Raw genomic sequence first — 18,988 nt, forward strand, 5'->3', positions numbered from 1 at the left:
GGCACTTTCGTGCCTGACGCCGTACCGACAATCCACTCACCGGCCGCGCAGCATCCACAGCAGCGTGCAGATCCCTGTTGCGCTGAATCCGAGGACCCAGCTGTCGGTCACCGCATAGGGCAGCACCGACAGGACGATCCCGCCGACCAGCGGATAGGGCCGCCGGTTCTTCTTGCCGTAGATGAACAGCCCCATGCCCACCGATCCGAGCAGCAGGCCCCAGAACAGCGACGCGCCGGAGAACGCTCCCTCGGACAGCCCGCTCCCCGCGAGCGCGTCGTTCAAGGCCCCCACCGACGCGTCACGGCCCTGAAAGCCGGAGCCCAGCAGAGCCGTTCGGAGGAGGCCGATCGGTCGCAGGAGCATCACAACGCTCGATGATCGATCGCGGGCCCGGGTCCACGTGACGCCAAGCGAGATCCGTGCCGTTCCCGGGTGTCGAGAGCGCGCCCAGCCACCTGGGGGAGGGTTCCCGCACCCGGCTCGCGCCCCGGGGAGGCTGATCGGTACGGCGTCAGGCACGAAAGTGCCACCTGCCGCGTCGAGGCGCTGCGATCCGCAGCGACAACGGCGGCAGGTGGCACTTTCGTGCCTGACGCCGTACCGATCAGCCCGCCAACTCGATCAGGCAGAACACGGCCCCCTGGGGGTCGGACAGCACGCTGAAACGTCCGACCGGAATCTCGGTCAGCGGCACCATCACAGTGGCTCCCGCCTCCTCGGCCGCCGCCACTCCCTGCGCACCGTCGTCCACCTGGAAGTACACCAGCCAGTGCGCCGGCACGCCGTCGAAGCGCTCGCCGTCCATGGCCATCATGCCGCCGGCGTCGACACTGCCGGCCTTGATCATCTCGTAGCGCGTGTCGCCCATCGGCATGGCGACGAAGTCCCAGTCGAACAGCCCGCCGTAGAGCGCCTTCGCTCCCGCCGTGTCGCGGTTCATCAGTTCGTTCCACGACAGGCTGCCGTGCTCGCCCTTGAGGAACGGAACGCCGTCGTCGTTCGTGCTCTGCCAGCACGCGATCGAAGCGCCTTCCTGGTCCACGAAGAACGCGAGCTTGCCCATGCTGGGCACCTCCATCGTCGGCACGGTGACCAGCGCGCCCAGTTCGCGCGCACGCGCCTCGGTCGCCTCACAGTCGTCGGTCGCCACGTAGCTGTTCCACATCGGCGGGATGCCAGCGCCCATCATCTCGTCGCTCATCTGACCGATGCCGCCGACGACCGCACCGTCCTTCATGAACATCGCGTAGGGCGGCCCGCCGTAGGTGTTCTGGACCTCGGCGGTCCAGCCGAACAGCTCGCCGTAGAATTCCATGGCGGTCTGCATGTCGTGGGCGACGAGATCGACCCAGCAGAACTCGCCGGGCTGGAAGGAAGCGTGGGTGGGCATGGCGATGGGCTGCTGGGTGCAGCTTCGGGAACTTCGGAGCGAGGGCGCGCCGGCCGGTGCGGCGCGATGGTGGACGATAGCGAGGCCGGCGCGCCTCGGGGAGTTCCACTTCGGGTCGCGCGACGGAGCCCGACCGACGGTCGCGCAGCCGGTTTCGCCGCGCGCCGAGGCGGTGCCATGCTCTGGGCGAGGTCTCGACGCTCGGTGTGCGGTACCGACCTGTGAGGAATCGTCGAGCGGTGTCGCACACCGGTCGACAATCTTCCCACCGGTGTGCGACACCCGGGCCCATGCCGGGCGTCGGGCGCCCCCGAGCGCGCCTAGAATGCCGCCCATGTCCAGCACCACCACCCAGTCGGTCCTCATCACCGGCTGCAGCGCCGGTTTCGGTCGCGACGCGGCCCTCCAACTCGCCCGCAGCGGTCACACCGTTCACGCCACCATGCGCGGCGTGCACGGCAAGAACGCCGAGCGAGCCCGAGAACTCCGCCAGACCGCGGCGGCCGATTCGCTCGCCCTGCACGTGCACGAACTCGACGTGACCTCGGACGCGAGCGTCGAGACCGCGGTCGTCGCGATCGGGCCCGTCGACGTCTTGATCAACAACGCCGGCCTCGGCTACGGCGGCCCGGTCGAGTCGTTCACCGCCGCCCAGGTCACGGCCCAGCTCGACGTCAACATCGTCGGCCCCGTGCGCCTCGTGCGCGCCGTTCTGCCCGCCATGCGCGAACGCGGCGACGGCCTGATCATCCAGATCAGTTCGACGGCCGGCCGAGGTGCATTCCCCGGCTTCGGCGTCTACCACGCGAGCAAATGGGGACTCGAGGGCCTGAGCGAAGCGTTGCGCTACGAGCTCGCGCCGCTCGGCATCGACGTCGTTCTGGTCGAACCGGGCCCGTTCGCCACCAACTTCTTCGACAACCTGGTCGCCGGCGACGACACGGAGCGCGCGGCCGCCTACCCGCACGTGGCGGAGTTCGGCGAAGGTTTCAAGTCGACCGTGATCGAAGCCTTCGAGAACGCCGATGCCCCCACCGATCCGAAGCTGGTCGTCGACCTGTTCGAGAAGCTGATCGCGACGCCGAAGGGCCAGCGTCCGCTGCGCACCATCGCGGGCCTCGACTTCGGCTTGCAAGCGATCAACGACGCCGTGGAGCCGATCCGCAAGCAGACCCTCGAGTCGATGCACATCGCCGAGTGGGACGGGCCGCGCTGAGGGGGCGACCATACGGAGTCTGACCCCAATTCGTCGCTCGACCAAGTCGAGTCCGACCCCTACTCGTCGATCGACCGACACGTCGTACTGCACACGACCCGTTGGTCGATCGACGTGCTGGTGTCGGACCCCACACGCACACGCAGACTCCGTGTGCATTTCGGCGAACGGATCACAGCGAGCGACGCAGGTGCGGACTCGATCGCGATGGCGCTTCGCGAGCTTGCGGAAGCGCGACGGGGTCAAGTGCTGAACCTCGGTTGAACGGACCGCGGTCGAGGCGAACGGCTCAGCGACTTGCGTGACGGACCGGGCCGATCCACATGCGCCCCGACGCCCCAGCGATCCGCGCCCGACGACGCCTCGCTAGCCCCCCCTGTCGACCCCTTCCCCGCCGAGTCCCCATGTTCGTCCTCGTCCTCTCGTTGTTCGTCGCGTCGCAGGCCCCACTCCTGCCGACGCTCGCTCCTCCGCCGGTCACACTCGGCGGCGAACAACGCTCCTTCGCTGCGCCGGTTCGGCTGCTCGCCGACGGTAAGCCGATTCGGACCGCTGCTCCGGGGTACGCCGCGCCGACGTTGCACGACGTGAACGGAGATGGACACCGCGACCTGGTGGTCGGGCAGCTCGAGGGCGGTCGACTGCGCGTCCACCCCGGCAACGCCGATGGCGGTTTCGGCGCCGGATCGTGGTTGGAGGCCGGTGGCGAGGTCGCGGAGGTCCCCGGCGTGTGGTGATGCACCTCCTCGACTCCACAGTTCGTGGACATCGATGGTGACGGCATCACCGACCTCTTCTCGGGCAGCTTCTCGGTCAGCGGAGCCGACGCCGGTCACTTCTGGATCCTGCGCGGACGACCCGATGGCAGCTTCTCACCGGCCGAGTCGCTGCAGGGCACCGACGGAGTGCCGCTGGTCATCCACGGACGCGAGGGCTCGAGCCCCGATCGAACGACCTGCACGCGTCCGACGGCGCTCGACGTGGACGGTGACGGCGACCTCGACATCGTGACCGGGAACGCGGAAGGCACGTTCCACCTCTTCGAGGGACTCGGGAAGGGACGGTTCCAGCCCACGAGTACGCCGCTCCTGGATCGCAGCGGGGTCGAGATCTCGGTCGTCCACCACAGCGACCCGGTCTTCGTCGACTGGGACGACGACGGTGATCTGGATCTGGTCAGTGGGTCGACCATCGGCGTGCACCTGTTCACCAACGTCGGCGGAGGCGGAGCACCCGTGTTCGCCGATCGTCGCGATCTTTTCCGCTACGCGGGCTCCCAGGAGTACTTCGGACCCGAACTGCGCTTCGGCGACGCCCACATCACGGAACCCCAAGGATCGATCCGCCTGTGGATCGACGACGTGAACGGCGACGGTCGCTTCGACCTCGTGCTGGGCGACCACTGCTACACGGTCAGTCGCCCGGGCGAAGGGCTCACCGAGGCCGAAGCGCGGGCGAAGCTCGCGGCCTGGGAGCAGCGGATGGCCGAACTCGAGGCTCGCTACGCAGAAGAGCCCACGGACGAACTCGTCGCCGAGCTGACCGCGCACGACGCTGCCCGTAGCCGCATCGTCCAGAAGGGAGCGGGTTCCGTCTGGGTCGCGTACCAAGAGAGCCCTTGATCCGGAATCGAAGGACGGCGCCCTGACGGCGACCCCGACCATACGGAGTCTGACCCCAATTCGTCGGTCGACCAATTGGGGTCAGACTCCGTATGGTCGCAAGGGCGGAGTGCGCTCGCACCTCCCTCCGGCCGACCGACCAACTGGTGTGCGGCACCGCACGGACGCGAGGTGCAGGACTGTCCGAGGCGCGGTTCGAGATTCCCTGCGAACGCGGCACGTTTCGGCGACTTCGCCGTGAACGGACGACCGACTCGCGCGTCCCCTCGACGTGGAGCTCGAGGTCCCGTGCCAGACGCGCCCCTCGCGCCACCGCGCCCAACGACCCGAATCGACCCGCCCCGACGACGATCCGACAGCGGCCCCGATCGACCCTTCGACCAGCCTCGGCGCGCGCGCATCGACGGTCGCGGGCCGGACCTCCGCCGCGCGATCGGGCCACGACACCGCCCATGAATCGACCCACTCTCAGCTTCGCCCTCGCGCTCGCCAGCATCGCCGCCTCGACCCCGGCATGGGTCGGCGCCCTCGATCCAGACCGCGGACACGGGTCCGCCGCTCCTGCGCTCGCTGCACCCACCGCGGGCCCTGCCGCCGAGCCGGACGAGCTCGAGCTGTTCCGCGGCCGCATGCTGCTCGCAGGCCAGGGCGCGCTGTCCGACGCGGCGCGCACGGCGTTCGTCGATCTCGCGGGCGGCGGCTCCGCGCACATCGCCGTGATCTCGAACGCGAAGGCCAGTGGCAAGAGCGATGGCGACGCGGTCGACTGGGTCGCGACGGGGGCTCGCGAGCAGACCTGGCTCCAGGTGAACCGCGCGAGCGATCTGACCGACTCGGACACGCTGACGACGCTCCTTGCGGCGGACGGGATCTGGCTGGACTCGGTACCCGACAAGCTTCTCGGCGAACCGTTGCTGCGCGCGGTCCTGGTCAACGCACTCGAACGCGACGCAGCGATCGGTGCGAGCGGTGCCGTGGCGCACGTTCTGACCGGAGTCCCCGGCGTCGATACCGACCGGCTGTGCCTCGCCCCGCGCATCGAGCTCGTGTTCGGCGTGAAGGACGTCGGCGACACGGGACCGCACCACCGGCACGCGAAGGCGAATCCGGCGCGCATCGCCGTGGCGCTCGCGGACGGGGCGGCGGTCGCCCTCTTCGCGGAGCGCTACGTGGCCTGCCTCGGTCCCGACCAGGTCGGTTTCGCGATCTACCGCGAAAGTGGCGCGCTCGTCGACGAGCAGGTCTTCGCCGGTGACGACGAGCGCGACCTGGGCGACCCGCTCGACGACCGCCTCGATCTCGTGTCGTGGATCCGACAGGCCCGTGACGCCGAACGCCCCGTCCATCCGCCAGAGCGACCGGGCGCGCCCGTGATCGAGAAGGGCGCGCTGATCGTGCAGGGCGGTGGAGGCGTGAGCGACGCGACCTGGGAGCGCTACATCGCACTGGCGGGCGGAACGGACGCGCGGTTCGTGTGCATCCCGAGTGCGAACGCGATGGAGGACGACGCCGCTCCCGACTCGTACAGCGCCCGTGAGCTCGAGGAACGCGGCTGCACGAACATCCGCATCGCGCACGTCGCGCGGCGCGAGCGCGCGAACCACGACATCCAGCTCCTGGCCGCGCTCGATGGAGCCGACGCCATATGGATCGACGGTGGCCGCACGTTCCGATTCATGGACCGCTTCGGCGAGACGCGTGCGGCGGAAGCGATCGCGCGCGTGCTCGAGCGCGACGGCGTCGTGGGCGGGAGCTCCGCCGGTTGTCAGGTGGTGGGCGATTTCCTGCTGCGCGGCGATCCCAGGTCGAACACCGAGATGACGTTCGAGGGCTACACGCGAGGCATGGGACTGCTGCAGGGCGTCGTCCTCGACGCGCACTTCGTCGAACGCGGTCGCCACGCCCAACTGCGCCAGCAGGTGAGCGAGCACCCCCAACTCCTCGGCCTCGGCGTCGACGCTGGCACGGCGCTCCTGGTCCAGGGCTCGGTCGGCGAAGTGCTCGGCGAGGGCGACGGCGTGGTGGTCTACGACGCGCGCCGGGGCGCCGAGCTTTCGGAGAGCGGGCTCCTGCTCCGATCCGGAGCTCGCTTCGACTTGGTGCAGGGCACGGTGCTGGAAGGGCGCTGAACTCCGTGCTGCGAGCGTCGCGCCCACCGAGCCGCCGCCCCCGAGCACCCATGGAGCCGGCCGTCCACCTGCGCGCCCATTCGTACGAAGGGGCGATCGACACCCTCCCCACCGTCGACCTCGCGGCCAGCGCGACGTTCTACGCTCGAGCGTTCGGCATGACGGTGGACGCGGCCCGCTCGTCCCAGAGCAGGATGGTCCTCGTCCGCGACCAGATCGCCATGGGTCTCGAGACCAATGGACGCGACCCCGAGCAGAACGGCGCCGCCATCGAGGTCGACGACGTCGAACGCGCACGAGCCGAACGGATCGAGGGACGCGACGCCGGAACCGCCCTCGACATCGGTGAGATCGCCCCGGGCGAGCACGGCGGCCGTGCGCTGCGGGCCGTCTTCGACCGCGCCCCGGACGGACTGTGCTTCTCCTTCCACACCGATGCGTGAAGAGGCGGACGACGTGGCTTCGAAGGGTCCTGTCCCGCGCAGCCACGACACTCCGTCCGCCGACCCCGCCGGTGCTCGTGCCCGCCACACGGCTCCGCGGGCGAGAGGTCGACGCGCGGCGACCGCAAGACGGTGTCGTGAAGCAATGCCCGCCCCGACCCGCGGAACGACCGACCGCTCGTGCCGCACACGATTGCTCGGTCGCTCAGCGGGTTGGGGTCGAACTCCCTGCGGCGCACGCCACGCGCTGCACGAAGTGATGGCCTCTACCGCGCCGCCTGCCGCGTCGCGATGGGCACGTAGCCGACCTCGAATCCGGCCGGCGGCTCGACGATCAGCGCGGGATCGATCGCTGCGAGCGTTCCGGTGGTCGCGGGCGGCAGGTACTGCTGGTCGCGCGTCCAGGAGCGGTGGAGCAGTTCGACGCGGCGCTGCAGTTCCTCGCGCTCGCCGGCGGTGAGGTCGGCGTTCTGCAGTGCGGGCTGGTCGGCGAAGCGGTACCAGGAGTAGGTCACGACGCTGCCGTCGCCGAGTTCGGCCGTGAAGGGGCCGGCGACGGGACCGGGCTCGGCCCAACAGCCGTCCTCCGGCGTGACGTAGGGCTCGGGTGCGGGGCGCGGCTCGACGAAGCGCGCCGCCGCCAACCGCTCGCGCACCGGAACGTCGCCTGCGGGCACCGGCACCCAGCTCGTGCGGTCGTTCGACGTGTCGAGCCGGTAGTACTCGGGCACGCGCACGAGACCGCGACCCGCGACGCGACCGGATGCGCCGCCCACCCGCTCGAGCAGGCCCCCCGGTGCAGCGCCGAAGCGGTACCCGAACGTGTGCTCGTCGAGCGCGACCGACTCGGCGAAGACCTCGCGCGCGATCTGGGCGCGCACTTCTTCGTCGCGACCTTCGGCGTTCGTGCGCAGCTCGCCCGTCGGCAGCGACCAGCCCCAGTTGCCGCCGTCGCGGATCGTGTGCACGTGTCCGTGCTCGGGCGTGATCCGTCCGGACGCCGCCTCCCCGCCCGCGAACCAGGCCGCGACGTCGTTCCACAGCGCCGCGTCGGTGTACGACGTGTGGCGGTGCACCATCACCGCGTCCCCCTTCGCGTCGACGGGGAAGCGCGTGTCGGCGATGCGCGCGTAGAGCACGCCGTCGTCCCCCTGCGCCGTCGCCGCGGGAATGTGCTGGGTCTCCATCGAGATCGGGCGACTCGACTCCGACGGCTGGCTGTCGAGGAAGCGCCCGACGAGGTCCGTGCGCTCGATCGTGACCTCACTGAAGAAGAACGGCGTGAAGAACGCGACCGGCCCCTTGAAGTTCGCGGCGTCCAGGAACAGTGTCCAACTGCGGTCGCCGGTCGGCACCTCGTGTCCCGCGGTCGTCGCCTTGGCCTCGGTCAGCGGCAGCGGCAGGTAGCCGTAGCCGAGCAGTTCACCGCTCGTTCCCTGCGCGAGATTCAAACCGTCGGGCGGCCACAGGATCCATGGACTGAGCTGTGCGACGCCGTACTTGCCCGCCGGCTCGTCCCAGTCGCGTCCCTTGCCGGCGCCGGGTCCGTTGGCCCAGGCCCTGAAGTTGTGCGCGACGCCGCCCATGATGAACTTGGGCGTCGTGGTCGGAAAGCGCGTATCGCGCCACCAACCGAGTCCGCCTTCGATGTCGGTGTAGAACCAGTCGTCGGGTTCGGGCTCGACGGGCGCGGGGAACATCCAGGTGCTGAACAGTCCGGTCTGGTAGCGCGGCCCCGGGTGCTCGGCGAGCATCGGCCAGGCCGCCACGTGCATCGAGAAGCCGCCGCCGTACTCCTCGGGCGCGCCGTCGATCGGGACCTGGAGGTAGCCGTGACACTCGGTGGCTTCGAGCGGCGCGTCGGCGTCTTGGGTTGCGCCGGTCGTGGCCAGGAAGGCCGGGATCAGGGCGACGAGGGCGATGCAGATGGTGGAGCGATGGAGCATGGGCGTAGCCTAGTGGTGTGATTCGCTCTCTTGGGGCACGGCTTCCCCTGATGTCGGCAGCGTCCCGTACGGGCAGCACTGCTGCGTCAGGCCTCCTTCGAGACTCGAGAGCCCGGTACTCATGGAAGAGGGGGCGAGTCGCCCGTGCCACGCACCGTATCCCGTACGGAACGCCGAAATGCCTCGGCAGAGCGCGTCACACCACTAGCGCCCCACGCGACTTCCGCTGTGGCCTCGCGATGGGCGTCGCACGCCAGCAGCACGAGCTTCGATCGGTGTGCGTCACCAACCTGCCCGGAACCGTCATGCGGTGACGCACACCGGTGGGGAGTTCATCGATCGGTGTGCGACACCGTGCGAAGGCAACTGAGGAGCGGGCAGTAGTCGCGCTACGACCCGCCGGCGCGTCCGGGTCCGCCGGCTCAGGGCTGCGTGCGCCCGCCCGGCTTCCCGCTCGCCGGCGAGGAATCGCCACCGGCCGGATCCTCGCTCCCCGAGCCTGCGTCATAGTGAGAAGAGGCCCGCCCCGGTCGCTCGGGCACGCCGCCCGCCGCCCCACCCGCGCCTCGCCCGATGAGCGTCCGCTTCGACCGCTTCCAGCCCCACCCGCTGCTGCGCCCCCACGTCCGCTTCTACTACGCGGTGCGCACGGGCCCGGTCGCCCCCGCGCCGATCGTCAACCACCCGCAGGGCGGCGTCGATCTGGTCTTCGGCTTCACGGGTCGGACGGGATTCGTCGGCGGCGGCGGCCAGCGCGCGAGCTTCGCCGACTTCGGCATCTCGGTGCTCGGGCTGCAGGACGGCCCCTGCGGCGTCCAGCTCGGCACCGGACTCGAGCGCTTCTGCGTCGCGTTCGAGCCGGAGGGGTTCGCGCGCCTCGTCGGACTCCCGCTCTCGGACGTGGTGAATCGCGGGCGGAGCGTGCGCGACCACGTGGACGACGATCTGCGTGCGCTGCACGAGCGGTTGGGCGAGGCCGCCGACGACGCGACCAGGGTGGCGCTCGTGGACGCGCTCCTGGTCGAGCGTCTGCGGCGGTCGCTCGACCGGCGCGCCTCGGATCCCCGCTGGCCGTACGCGCGCCTCGAGCCGTTGCTGCGCGAACTCCGACTCAGCGGCGGCCGTCGCAGTCTTGGCGAGCTCGCGAGCGCCGCGAACGTCAGCGGCCGGACCGTGCAGCGCTGGACGCGCGACGTGCTCGGCATGGGCCCGAAGACCTACAGCCGCATCGTGCGCTTCACCGCCGCGCTCAAGCTGATGGAGGAGCACCCGCGTCTGGACTGGCACGACGTCCTGGTGCGTGCGGGCTACTACGACCAGTCGCACTTCATCGCGGAGTTCCGTCGCTTCGCGGGTGTCACGCCACTCGTCTTCGCGCGCGGCGACGTGCGGCTGAGTCGCCTGTTCACCGGTGGCGAAGTCGAGCGGCTCGAGTTGATGGATTGATCGGTACGGCGTCAGGCACGCAGGTGCCACCGGCCGCCAGAGTCGCTGCGAATCGCAGCGACGTCGGCGGCCGGTGGCACCTGCGTGCCTGACGCCGTACCGAACACCCGACTCCCACCTTCGCCGTAGGCCTGGAGCGTCGGTCGGTCAACTGGTGGGGCTCCTGCCTCAGGCGGGGCGTACGGTGTCGCACACCACAGGGGTGGTCGACCAAGCGACTTGCTCCGGTGCGATTCTTTGGTCGACCACCCCTGTGGTGTGCGACACCGTACGCCTGGTCGACCACCCCTGTGGTGTGCGACACCGTACGCCGAGAATCTCCGCGCGGGGCGCGACACCGTATGGATCCGCGAGGGAACGGGTCGCACAATCCGGCGATGAACACCATCAAGACACTTCTGGGCCTCGCGGTCCTGACCGCCGGCCTCGCGGGCTGCCAGGGCTCGTCGGACGAAGCGACGAACGCGGGCGCGGCCCCGTCGAGCGCGACCGAAGCCAGCGACGCGAGCACGCCGGGTGCGGGCTCCACCGACGCGAACTCGACCGACGCGGCACCGACGAAGGACGACTCGGCCGCGCAGAAGCAGTGGGCGGCCGGCGACACCATCCCTTCGGGCCGCGCGGGCGTGCCGGACATCGAGATCCTCGAGGTCCACGGGAACGGCTCCGGCGAGGTGTGTGGCACCGGCCGGCGGGCGACGCTCGCCTACAAGGCCATGCTGATCAACGGGCAGGTGCTCGACCCGGGCACGGTGCCGTTCACCTTCCAGGTCGGCGCGCGCGAAGCCATCCAGGGTTGGGACATCATCGTCGCCAAGATGCGCGTCGGTGACAGCTTCACGCTGACGATCCCCCAGCAGCTCGCCTACGGCCCGTCGCGAGGCGACCTCAAGTTCGACATGGAGCTCTTGAGCTTCGAGTGAGGCGGGGTGTTCGGTACGGCGTCAGGCACGAAAGTGCCACCTGCCGCGCCGGGTCGCTGCGAATCGCAGCGACAACGGCGGCAGGTGGCACTTTCGTGCCTGACGCCGTACCGAACACCCGACTCCCCCCTTCGCCATGGGCCATGAGCGTCGGTCGGTCAACGGATGCGAGTCCGACGCGGCGCGCGCCCACTCAGCGCTGCGGCAGTTCCTCTCCGGCGTAGAGAACGCGCATCAGGTCGGCATTGCGCACGGCTCGAAGCCGATCGACCATCTCGACGTTCGCTCGCAGGGCCGGATCCGACGCCGTGTCGAAGAGCAGGAAGGCCAGGCGCCCTTCGTGCCGCCAGGCGAACGTGCAGCCCCACTGGCTCGGCTCGAACGGCGGGTCCGCGGCCACGAACGCCGCCTCGTCCTCGAACACCTGCACGGATTCGGGAGTACGGACGCGGCGCACATACGCCTCCGCGAGCGCGCAGGTCTCTTCGAACAGGTCGTCGTTCGCGGCCTCGAACTCCGCTTGGATCCGCTCGGCCTCCGCGCGCGTGGCGGCGTCGACCCGCTCCAGGCGTTTGAGGTGCGTCGCCGTCATCATGCGGAGCCGGTAGTCGAGCGCCTTGGCCGTCGTCGCTGGCGACGGTGAGAAGCGGACCCCCCAGTCCAGGAACTCGGCCTCGTTCCAGGTCTCGAGGTCCCTTGCATCGAGCACGACGTCCAGGAAGTAGCGCATGTAGTCGCCCTTCAAGTTCTGCAGCTCGCGCGGTTCCGTCGTCGCGACCGAACCCTCGGGCACGGAGTCGACGCGGTCCAACTCGACCGCCGCGCGGCCGGCGTCGTCGCGCGCCAGTTCCAACCCGCCTGGCCCAGCGCCGATGGTGTCGGCGCCGACCTCGTGGGCGACGCGATCGATGGGATCATCACCAGTGCTGAAGGCCCAGATCACGAGTCCGATCAGGGTGCCGATCAGCACGAAGACTCCAGTTGCTCGACGTTCCATGGCTTCAGATGTCGAGCTTGATGCAGCGTTCGCAAGAGATGCTCAACTGCAAGCAGCTCCCACGATCTCCGACGACGGGGTCTCCGGGACCGGACCCTGCGGGTGCTCCGCCGAGCGCCTCCTCGAAGTAGTGCGGGGGCACGTAGTCGGGTGGCAGGGGGTACGGCCACGCGATAGTGGACCAGTCGAGCGCATAACTGAAGTGGACGGAATCCGAGCGGCCGCACTCCGCGTCGACGAAGAGGTACTTGGCGTAGTCACCGCCAGTCTCGTTGATATCCTCGATATCGCCCATCGACATCCCTCCTTCTTGCCCGACGAACGGATCCCCGTCGGCATCGACGATCTCGAGCTCCAGGTCCGAAACGTCCACGAGCAGGTCGTAGACCTCGACCTTCACCCATGCGGTGTACATCACGTGGCAGGTCGCCTCGCACTCGTGCGAGTCCTTGCAGTTGTCCGTGGGCGGCGTGAAGAACGACGCCCCCGCGATGATCTTCGCAGCGATCGCGTAGTTGCTGGGATCGCTGATGTCTCCGGTCCCCTTCCACACGCGGAGGTACCGCACGTCAGGACCCATTGGTACTGCCGACGACGAACACCCCAAGCAGCGGTACAGGTGTTCGGGCGGAGCGGAACCGCTGACCGGCTCGGGCGCCGCCGATGCGGACGTGGTGTTCGGAGCGGCGAGGAGCGCGAGCGCGACGAGAGCGGCAGCAAGGCCGCTGGAGAGCACGAACGAGGGCATGGTCGTCTGCTGTGGGTTGATGGTGCGAGCGAGTCGAGCCCGATCCCCGCGGGCTCACGAACGGAGCCTAAGGGCCGCGCCAGATTCCTGCCACGCCCAGCGCGCGCAGGCTCCCCCATCTCTCGCTCCGAAGCCGTATGACGCGCCCGGCCACGGGTCTCTGGATCCGCGAGCGGGCGCTCCGCACACTTTGCTCATGAACACCATCACGACACTTCTGAGCCTCGCAGTCCTGACCGCCAGTCTCGCGGGTTGCCACAGCACGTCGGACGGATCGGCCCACGATTCGGCCGCCGGATCGGCCCACACCGACTCGGCCGCGATGTCGCAGTGGTCGGCCGGCGACACGATCCCTGCGGGCCGCGCGGGCGTGCCCGACATCCAGATCCTCGAGGTTCACGGGAACGGCACCGGCGAGGTGTGTGGCACCGGCCGGCGGGCGACGCTCGCCTACAAGGCCATGCTGATCGACGGACAGGTGTTCGATCCGGGCACGCGCCCATTCACGTTCAGGGTCGGCGCGGGCGAGGCCATCCAGGGCTGGGACGTGATCGTCGCGAAGATGCGCGTGGGCGACAGCTTCACGTTGGTCATCCCGCAGCAGCTCGCCTATGGCCCGTCGCGAGGCGACCTCAAGTTCGACATGGAGCTCTTGAGCTTCGAGTGAGGCGGTTGACGCGCTCGTCCGAACTGTCGGCGACAGCCTCCGCCGCCGTCGGGTGCAGCGTCGTGCGCCGCTCGGCATCCAGTGCGTCGTAGCCAGCGCGCGCCGCCTCGAGCAGTGCGGTGACGGGCTCGACCCGCGTCATCGCGTCGTCGTACCGCGCTCGCAGCACCTCGTGTCCGAGCAATTCGCCGCCCGCCGTGAACGCGTACATCCCCTGTCGGGACTCGCTCATCCACTCCACGTCGATCTGCGCCTCGATGTGTTCGAAGACGCGCTTGGCGGGCGTGTCCTCACCCCACACGAGCTCGCGCTCGTCGTGGCTCAGCATGACGAACGAGCGCGTCAGTTCCTGCACCGACGGGTTCGACCAGACCAACTGTCTGACCGCGTTGCCCTGCTGTCACGTGCAGCCCTGGGGATCGCCGGTAGCGAGGTAGAGCAGGATCGGGCGGTCGTCGCGCGCGGCCCGGGCCAGCGCGGGTCCGAAGGCCTGGTGCCAGTCGATCCCGGTCTTCCACGAGATCTCGGCCGGGTCCGCGTCCACGTGCGCGAACCAGCGCTCGAAGTCGTGCGGGTCCGCAAGCGGGCGGATGTCCTCTTGCACGATGGAAGCGAGCAGGAGTCCGATGGCAGGCAGGAGGAGACGCATGGGCTCCAGTCTAGGCGATCACCGAAGGCCGGCGGGCGGGGAAGGAGCGTTCGAGCGGGCCTAGCTGTGGCGTCCGAGCGACAGGGCAACCAGCGTCCGCGCCAGACCCTCGCCTCCGACGCTGTCCCGGATGCGGTGTCGCACACCACCGGGGTGGTCGACCAAACGATTTGCTCCGGTGCGATTCTTTGGTCGACCACCCCGGTGGTGTGCGACACCGTATGGAGGCCAGTATCCTCCCACCATGCGCCAAGCCGCCCTCCTTGCCGTCGTCGTGCTGCTCGCCGCCGCGCTCGCCTTCATTCCGTTCGACAGCGGCGAGACGCCTCGCGCTCTCACCCCAGAGGACGCAACGGCGGCCGCACGCCCGGACAAGACAGCCACGGACCATGCCGCCGTCGAGCTCGCTGCACCCGGTGCGAGCGCGGGTCTGGAGACCGAACTCGCGGACAGCGAAGGTGCAACGGCGAGCGCGCGCACGAGCGTGGCCGCAATGGACACGACCCTCGACAGCGGCCCGACCCACCCCGTGCGCGTACGCGTCGTGGACGAAACCGGCGCCCCGGTCGCGGGCGCAGCCGTTCATGCGCACCACGGGCCACGGGCACGCGGTGACGCCGTGGCGCAGGCTGCGACGGATCTGGACGGCTACGCGGAACTCGCGGACGTACCTGCGCGCTTCGAGTTACTCGCCGAGGCGGACGGTTACGTGCTCGAACAGAGCCTGCGTGGCACGCTCGAATCCGCGCTCGACGCCGATGATGCCGTGCTCGTCGTTCGACCGGCGGTCCACGTCACGGGCGTGGTCGTCGACGCGAGCGGTGCTCCTGTCGAGGGTGTGCGCGTCGCGATCGGCGCGCCGACGATCTTCGACCGTATGACCACATCGCCGGGCGTCTACCGTGCTGGCCATGGAGCGGCCACGGCACACTCGAACACAGCGGGTCGCTTCGAACTCGGTCCGGTCGCCGATCGCGAGCACATGTTGACCGCCGAGACACCTGGATACGTGCGCGCACGCGTCGCAGCGCAACCTGGAACGCCCGTTCGCGTCGAACTCGATCGCGGCGCGGGACTGGAAGGCATCGTGTTCGAGGCCGATGGCACTCCCGCGGTCGGTGCACTCGTGCGCAGCGGATCGATGCCCACCAGCGAGCGCGTGACGACCGACGCGCAGGGTCGCTATGTGGTGTGGGGCTACGCGCGACCGACGAGCGGCGACGAGAGCGGCGACGGCTTCGCACGCGAGGCGGTGGCTATCGGCCCTCGTGCCGCGAACAGTACGACGAGCCCCCCCTACCTGCTCGTGCTCCACGAAGGCCACGCGGTACAGGTGCTTCAACCCGTGCGCCCGCGCGTCGACTCCCCCGCTGTGCAGGACGTGCGGCTCGCACCCGCTCACGAGATCGCCGGCCGCGTGCTCACAGCGGATGGTACGCCGGTCGCCGGAGCCGAGGTCTGGATCGAGGGCACCAACGAAGTCGATCCCGGCTACGTCACCAGCCGGCGCACCACCTGGGAGTACATGGCGGGCATCGCCGACATCGAGACGGACACAGACGGTCGATTCGCGTTCGACCGGCTGTACGGGGGGCTCTGGACCGTGCACGCATCCTTCCCGGACGATCGACGCACGGTTGACGTGGAGACCCGCGCGGGCGTCGACGACCTGGTCGTGCGACTCGACCGCGAGGCACTCGACAAGGTCGTGCTGGCGGGTCGCGTGACGGACGGTCTCACAGGTGCACCGATCCCGTCGTTCCGGGTCGTGCCGTTCGTGGGCGGGATGGGCAGGTTCTACGACGTCGAGGATTCGGACGGGCGCTTCCGCGTGGCGGGCCTGCCGCCAGGGCCGATCCGGGTGAGCATCTCGGCCGACGGCTTCGCGAATGGCAGCCTGGGCGAACGCAACTTCGCACTCGGCGAACACCTCTTGGATGTTCAGCTCCTGCCGACGCGTGAACTGGTACTGCGGGTGACCGAGGACGGCGAGCACCCCACCGATTCGGTCCAGGTGAGAGTGCTCGACTCCAGCGGAGCCGAACTCATGCTCCCAACAGGCGACTCGGGCAGGAGCAGCAGCGTCTGGCTGCGCGGAGGCGAGACCGGATTGCGCGGCCTGCCCGCCGCGCGCGTGACCGTGATCGCGACAGCGTCCGATGGCCGCGTCGCGCGCGCTGCGATCGATCTGGCTGCAGATGTGCTGCACGAGCTCACGCTCGATCTCGAGGCCAAGCCCGTCGAACCGCAGGAACCGACGACCGACGTGCTGCCGTGGGTGTTCGCGCTCGCGGGGGAAGAGTCTGCAGCGGACTTCGTGCCAACCGCGATCGGGGGCGACCAGGACCGGGACGTACTGGGTACCTACTTCGGGCGGCACGTTCCGGACGGTGGCGCGACGATCACGTTCGAAGACACAGAAGGCGTGACCGCAGCGACGGTCGCGATCGAGGTCATCGCCCCGGGCAACGCGTTCACGGCACCGACCTACCGGATCGAGACCAGCTTCCCGGACGGCTCGTCATCCCAGGAAGGTGTCGGCGCCATCCCGAACGTCGAACTCGCGGCCGGCCGCTACACGGTGCGGGTGGACGTTCCTGGCTACCCGGCGTTCGAGCGCATCTACGAGGTCCCCGCGCTGGACGAGAGTGGCTGGTTCCTGCCGTTGCCTCTCGCTGGTGAGTAGACGTGGTCGGTGCGGCGCCGGCCCCGATCACTGCGCCAGCGCTCGCTCAGATTTCGATGCCATGCTGCCCCAGCTCGACGCGTAGCGCCTCCACGCACGCCTCCGCGTGGGTCCAGCCCACCAGGTGTCCGGCACCCGCGATCGCCACGGCGTCGTCCGGACACGGGATGACGAGATCGCGCGCGCCGTGCACCCGCACCACGGGCCCGGCGAAGTTGACGCCCGGCCAGTCCGCCACCGCCCGGCACATGGCGCGCACGAAGCCCGGATCCGCCCCAGCGGCCAGAGCCGCCACGTCGCCGCCCGACTTCCCCGCCAGCAGCTGCGCGAGCCCGATCGGCGCCACCGTGGCGAGCGGCGCGATCAACCGCAGGAACGGCTGCACCTCCGACGCCTGGCGCGCACTCCCGATCAGCGCGACGGCGCGGGCTCCAACGAGCGCGCCGATCTCGAGCGCGACCATGCCGCCGAGGGAGGAGCCGACGATCACGTCGACGGCCGTGATGCCCTCGCGCTCCACGAGCCGTTCGGCGATCGCGCGCAGCGTCCGCTCGCCGTGGTGTTCCGGCCAGTCGACGAAGCGTGCGCGAGCGAGCGCGCGCCACGGGCCCCGGTACATGTCCGAGGTGGCGCCCATGCCGGGGAGGATGATCGTGGGTGCTGCGCCCATCGGGTCGACGATACTAGTACGGAGTCAGACACATCTTCGCCGCCCGACCGCGAAGGTGTGCCGCACACGAACTCTCGCTCGAGCGACGAAGGCGTGCCTGACACCGTACTTCTACTCCGTACAAGGAGAACTCATCGTTCGAGCCGCACCCATCGAATCGTGACGCTCTCGTTCGGTCGGTGGCCGACCACGAGGAACTTTGCGAGGCGCTCGAATTCGGGGTCATGTCGATCCGTGATTCGAAGGACGTAGACGTGTCCGATGTGAACCGACGCGGAGTCCGTGTCTCGGTGCGGCTCGGCATGCAACGCGGCGTCCTCCAGGAGAGGCTGGGTGCTCTGCGCGGTGTAGTCCTCCAGGATGACGAGTCGACCGTCCTCGACGCGGATGGATGCGAATCCCTGCCCGCCGCCGACGGTCTCGTCGTAGCCGTACCGCCCCTGCAGTTCGTCCTGTCGACCGAGGTCGAGAATCACGCCCTCCCGGCCGCCCTCGATCCCGACGCTGAAGCCATCGGCCGCGTAGTTGCCGTACTCGATGTCGGACTGGTGGTTGAAGATCCCGTGGTCGTGCATGATCGATCCGAACGCACCGGACTCGAACGACATCGTGTTCGTGAGCGGGTCCCACATCCAAAGCGTTGCGAGACCGCTCCCCTCTGTCGTAGCCCCACTTGCTTTGGAGCTGTGGCCGTCGCGACCAGCCCCACGCGGAGGACGAACCAGCTTGACCGATTCGATCAATTCGATCGCTTCGACCTGTTCTGGGCCATTGCTCACTGCCAGGTGGTCGCTAGCGCACGAAGCTGTGAGTGAGACACAGAGTAGGCCGAGCAAACCGATGCGAAACGAATGCTGACAAGGCTTCATGGGGGCTCTCCATCGAAGGGGTGAGTCAACATGCTAAGCGAGGGCTGTCGCTCCTGCAGCCCACACGACCTGCTGGTCACCCCACGAGGCACACGATCTCAGCTCGCTGGCCTCCCATGCGTTCGGGAGTTGTCTGGAGTCGGACCCCCACTCGTCGATCGAGAACCAGGAAGTGCCCCAGAACGGCGTGCGGCGGTGGGAGTACGGCGTCAGACGCATCTTCGTCGCCCGACCGCGAAAGTGTGCCGCACACGAACCCTCGCTCGAGCGACGAAGGTGTGTCTGACACCGTACTGGGAGGTCTACTCGATGCCCGAGAAGATCGACTCGTTGTCGTCGGCCGGGGGGAAACACTCTTCAAGGGAGGACTCCTCCAGCATGGCCACATAGGCCAGGTAGCCTCCTCCCAGCCCGATGACCGCGATCAGCGCGATCAAGGTCCCGTGGATCCATGTGAAGCCCCCCATCTCGCGGGCAGCGCCCGAGGAAAGGTCGGTGTCGTTCTTTTGCTCGCTGGACATGTCTTCCTCGTACTTGCTATCGCCGGTGTCCCGCCTCGAACCTGTTGAGTCTGCGGGGAGAGA

Annotated in this window: 19 protein-coding genes; 9 read left to right on the forward strand and 10 right to left on the reverse strand. The window is 69.2% G+C overall.

The window, feature by feature from the left end:
- Window positions 1–36: 36 nt before the first annotated feature.
- Both Pla163_RS11655 and Pla163_RS11660 read right to left on the reverse strand, forming a co-directional pair.
- Complete coding sequence (locus tag Pla163_RS11655; RefSeq protein WP_419185848.1) at window positions 37–369, reverse strand: hypothetical protein; 333 nt, start codon at window positions 367–369, stop codon at window positions 37–39.
- 238 nt (window positions 370–607) lie between these two features.
- On the reverse strand, window positions 608–1,393 hold the full coding sequence (locus tag Pla163_RS11660) for a VOC family protein (RefSeq protein ID WP_145188292.1): 786 nt from the start codon (window positions 1,391–1,393) through the stop codon (window positions 608–610).
- Window positions 1,394–1,727: 334 nt separating this feature from the next.
- Between Pla163_RS11660 and Pla163_RS11665 the strand changes: the two genes are divergently transcribed.
- The 5 genes from Pla163_RS11665 to Pla163_RS11685 all read left to right on the forward strand — a co-directional run bounded on the left by Pla163_RS11665 (window position 1,728) and on the right by Pla163_RS11685 (window position 6,803).
- Entirely contained in the window at window positions 1,728–2,609 is an 882-nt protein-coding gene (locus tag Pla163_RS11665; RefSeq protein WP_145188294.1) for an SDR family oxidoreductase, read from the forward strand.
- A gap of 404 nt (window positions 2,610–3,013) precedes the next feature.
- A complete protein-coding gene (locus Pla163_RS11670) occupies window positions 3,014–3,346 on the forward strand; it encodes a hypothetical protein (RefSeq protein ID WP_145188297.1) in 333 nt (110 codons plus the stop codon).
- Window positions 3,347–3,370: 24 nt separating this feature from the next.
- Window positions 3,371–4,231 (forward strand): FG-GAP-like repeat-containing protein, encoded by an 861-nt coding sequence (locus Pla163_RS11675; protein WP_145188299.1) that lies wholly within the window; start codon window positions 3,371–3,373, stop codon window positions 4,229–4,231.
- A gap of 452 nt (window positions 4,232–4,683) precedes the next feature.
- Window positions 4,684–6,360 carry a cyanophycinase gene (locus Pla163_RS11680; RefSeq protein ID WP_419185849.1) on the forward strand — a complete coding sequence of 559 codons (1,677 nt, stop codon included), beginning with the start codon at window positions 4,684–4,686 and terminating at the stop codon, window positions 6,358–6,360.
- 50 nt (window positions 6,361–6,410) lie between these two features.
- Window positions 6,411–6,803 (forward strand): VOC family protein, encoded by a 393-nt coding sequence (locus tag Pla163_RS11685; protein WP_145188305.1) that lies wholly within the window; start codon window positions 6,411–6,413, stop codon window positions 6,801–6,803.
- 266 nt (window positions 6,804–7,069) lie between these two features.
- Here Pla163_RS11685 and Pla163_RS11690 read toward each other — a convergent pair whose 3' ends face one another.
- Window positions 7,070–8,749 (reverse strand): hypothetical protein, encoded by a 1,680-nt coding sequence (locus Pla163_RS11690; protein WP_145188309.1) that lies wholly within the window; start codon window positions 8,747–8,749, stop codon window positions 7,070–7,072.
- A 573-nt stretch (window positions 8,750–9,322) separates the two neighbouring features.
- Between Pla163_RS11690 and Pla163_RS11695 the strand changes: the two genes are divergently transcribed.
- Entirely contained in the window at window positions 9,323–10,195 is an 873-nt protein-coding gene (locus Pla163_RS11695; RefSeq protein WP_145188312.1) for an AraC family transcriptional regulator, read from the forward strand.
- A 377-nt stretch (window positions 10,196–10,572) separates the two neighbouring features.
- Window positions 10,573–11,118, forward strand: a complete 546-nt coding sequence (locus Pla163_RS11700; RefSeq protein WP_419185850.1) for an FKBP-type peptidyl-prolyl cis-trans isomerase — start codon at window positions 10,573–10,575, stop codon at window positions 11,116–11,118.
- A gap of 193 nt (window positions 11,119–11,311) precedes the next feature.
- Here Pla163_RS11700 and Pla163_RS11705 read toward each other — a convergent pair whose 3' ends face one another.
- Together Pla163_RS11705 and Pla163_RS11710 are read right to left on the reverse strand one after the other, a co-directional pair.
- Complete coding sequence (locus tag Pla163_RS11705) at window positions 11,312–12,115, reverse strand: hypothetical protein (protein ID WP_145188318.1); 804 nt, start codon at window positions 12,113–12,115, stop codon at window positions 11,312–11,314.
- A gap of 4 nt (window positions 12,116–12,119) precedes the next feature.
- Window positions 12,120–12,863, reverse strand: a complete 744-nt coding sequence (locus Pla163_RS11710) for a hypothetical protein (protein ID WP_419185851.1) — start codon at window positions 12,861–12,863, stop codon at window positions 12,120–12,122.
- A gap of 196 nt (window positions 12,864–13,059) precedes the next feature.
- Here Pla163_RS11710 and Pla163_RS19030 point away from each other — a divergent pair, with 196 nt between their 5' ends.
- Window positions 13,060–13,530, forward strand: coding sequence for an FKBP-type peptidyl-prolyl cis-trans isomerase (locus Pla163_RS19030; protein WP_419185852.1), 471 nt, complete (start codon window positions 13,060–13,062; stop codon window positions 13,528–13,530).
- Here the strand turns inward: Pla163_RS19030 and Pla163_RS11720 are convergent.
- Both Pla163_RS11720 and Pla163_RS11725 read right to left on the reverse strand, forming a co-directional pair.
- Entirely contained in the window at window positions 13,496–13,885 is a 390-nt protein-coding gene (locus Pla163_RS11720) for a hypothetical protein (protein ID WP_145188327.1), read from the reverse strand. The two genes, Pla163_RS19030 and Pla163_RS11720, sit on opposite strands and share 35 nt — an antisense overlap.
- 45 nt (window positions 13,886–13,930) lie before the next feature.
- Window positions 13,931–14,179: a hypothetical protein gene (locus Pla163_RS11725; protein WP_145188330.1), complete on the reverse strand. Its 249-nt coding sequence runs from the start codon at window positions 14,177–14,179 to the stop codon at window positions 13,931–13,933.
- A 244-nt stretch (window positions 14,180–14,423) separates the two neighbouring features.
- On the opposite strand from Pla163_RS11725, the gene Pla163_RS11730 reads away from it, so the two are divergent.
- On the forward strand, window positions 14,424–16,865 hold the full coding sequence (locus tag Pla163_RS11730; protein WP_419185853.1) for a carboxypeptidase-like regulatory domain-containing protein: 2,442 nt from the start codon (window positions 14,424–14,426) through the stop codon (window positions 16,863–16,865).
- A gap of 46 nt (window positions 16,866–16,911) precedes the next feature.
- Here Pla163_RS11730 and Pla163_RS11735 read toward each other — a convergent pair whose 3' ends face one another.
- The 3 genes from Pla163_RS11735 to Pla163_RS11745 all read right to left on the reverse strand — a co-directional run bounded on the left by Pla163_RS11735 (window position 16,912) and on the right by Pla163_RS11745 (window position 18,925).
- Window positions 16,912–17,535 (reverse strand): alpha/beta fold hydrolase, encoded by a 624-nt coding sequence (locus Pla163_RS11735; RefSeq protein WP_145188336.1) that lies wholly within the window; start codon window positions 17,533–17,535, stop codon window positions 16,912–16,914.
- Between the two features lie 131 nt (window positions 17,536–17,666).
- Complete coding sequence (locus tag Pla163_RS11740; RefSeq protein ID WP_145188339.1) at window positions 17,667–18,167, reverse strand: hypothetical protein; 501 nt, start codon at window positions 18,165–18,167, stop codon at window positions 17,667–17,669.
- A gap of 539 nt (window positions 18,168–18,706) precedes the next feature.
- On the reverse strand, window positions 18,707–18,925 hold the full coding sequence (locus tag Pla163_RS11745; RefSeq protein ID WP_145188342.1) for a hypothetical protein: 219 nt from the start codon (window positions 18,923–18,925) through the stop codon (window positions 18,707–18,709).
- Between the last annotated feature and the right edge of the window lie 63 nt (window positions 18,926–18,988).

Source organism: Rohdeia mirabilis, from assembly GCA_007750655.1.
Classification (GTDB): domain Bacteria; phylum Planctomycetota; class UBA1135; order UBA1135.

Excerpts from the sequence above, each read along its gene's own strand:
- Pla163_RS11660 (WP_145188292.1), bottom strand. The coding sequence starts at position 1,393 with ATGCCCACCCACGCTTCCTTCCAGCCCGGCGAGTTCTGCTGGGTCGAT.
- Pla163_RS11665 (WP_145188294.1), top strand. The coding sequence starts at position 1,728 with ATGTCCAGCACCACCACCCAGTCGGTCCTCATCACCGGCTGCAGCGCC.
- Pla163_RS11670 (WP_145188297.1), top strand. The coding sequence starts at position 3,014 with ATGTTCGTCCTCGTCCTCTCGTTGTTCGTCGCGTCGCAGGCCCCACTC.
- Pla163_RS11680 (WP_419185849.1), top strand. The coding sequence starts at position 4,684 with ATGAATCGACCCACTCTCAGCTTCGCCCTCGCGCTCGCCAGCATCGCC.
- Pla163_RS11685 (WP_145188305.1), top strand. The coding sequence starts at position 6,411 with ATGGAGCCGGCCGTCCACCTGCGCGCCCATTCGTACGAAGGGGCGATC.
- Pla163_RS11690 (WP_145188309.1), bottom strand. The coding sequence starts at position 8,749 with ATGCTCCATCGCTCCACCATCTGCATCGCCCTCGTCGCCCTGATCCCG.
- Pla163_RS11695 (WP_145188312.1), top strand. The coding sequence starts at position 9,323 with ATGAGCGTCCGCTTCGACCGCTTCCAGCCCCACCCGCTGCTGCGCCCC.
- Pla163_RS11700 (WP_419185850.1), top strand. The coding sequence starts at position 10,573 with ATGAACACCATCAAGACACTTCTGGGCCTCGCGGTCCTGACCGCCGGC.
- Pla163_RS11705 (WP_145188318.1), bottom strand. The coding sequence starts at position 12,115 with ATGGAACGTCGAGCAACTGGAGTCTTCGTGCTGATCGGCACCCTGATC.
- Pla163_RS11710 (WP_419185851.1), bottom strand. The coding sequence starts at position 12,863 with ATGCCCTCGTTCGTGCTCTCCAGCGGCCTTGCTGCCGCTCTCGTCGCG.
- Pla163_RS19030 (WP_419185852.1), top strand. The coding sequence starts at position 13,060 with ATGAACACCATCACGACACTTCTGAGCCTCGCAGTCCTGACCGCCAGT.
- Pla163_RS11725 (WP_145188330.1), bottom strand. The coding sequence starts at position 14,179 with ATGCGTCTCCTCCTGCCTGCCATCGGACTCCTGCTCGCTTCCATCGTG.
- Pla163_RS11730 (WP_419185853.1), top strand. The coding sequence starts at position 14,424 with ATGCGCCAAGCCGCCCTCCTTGCCGTCGTCGTGCTGCTCGCCGCCGCG.
- Pla163_RS11735 (WP_145188336.1), bottom strand. The coding sequence starts at position 17,535 with ATGGGCGCAGCACCCACGATCATCCTCCCCGGCATGGGCGCCACCTCG.
- Pla163_RS11740 (WP_145188339.1), bottom strand. The coding sequence starts at position 18,167 with ATGTGGGACCCGCTCACGAACACGATGTCGTTCGAGTCCGGTGCGTTC.
- Pla163_RS11745 (WP_145188342.1), bottom strand. The coding sequence starts at position 18,925 with ATGTCCAGCGAGCAAAAGAACGACACCGACCTTTCCTCGGGCGCTGCC.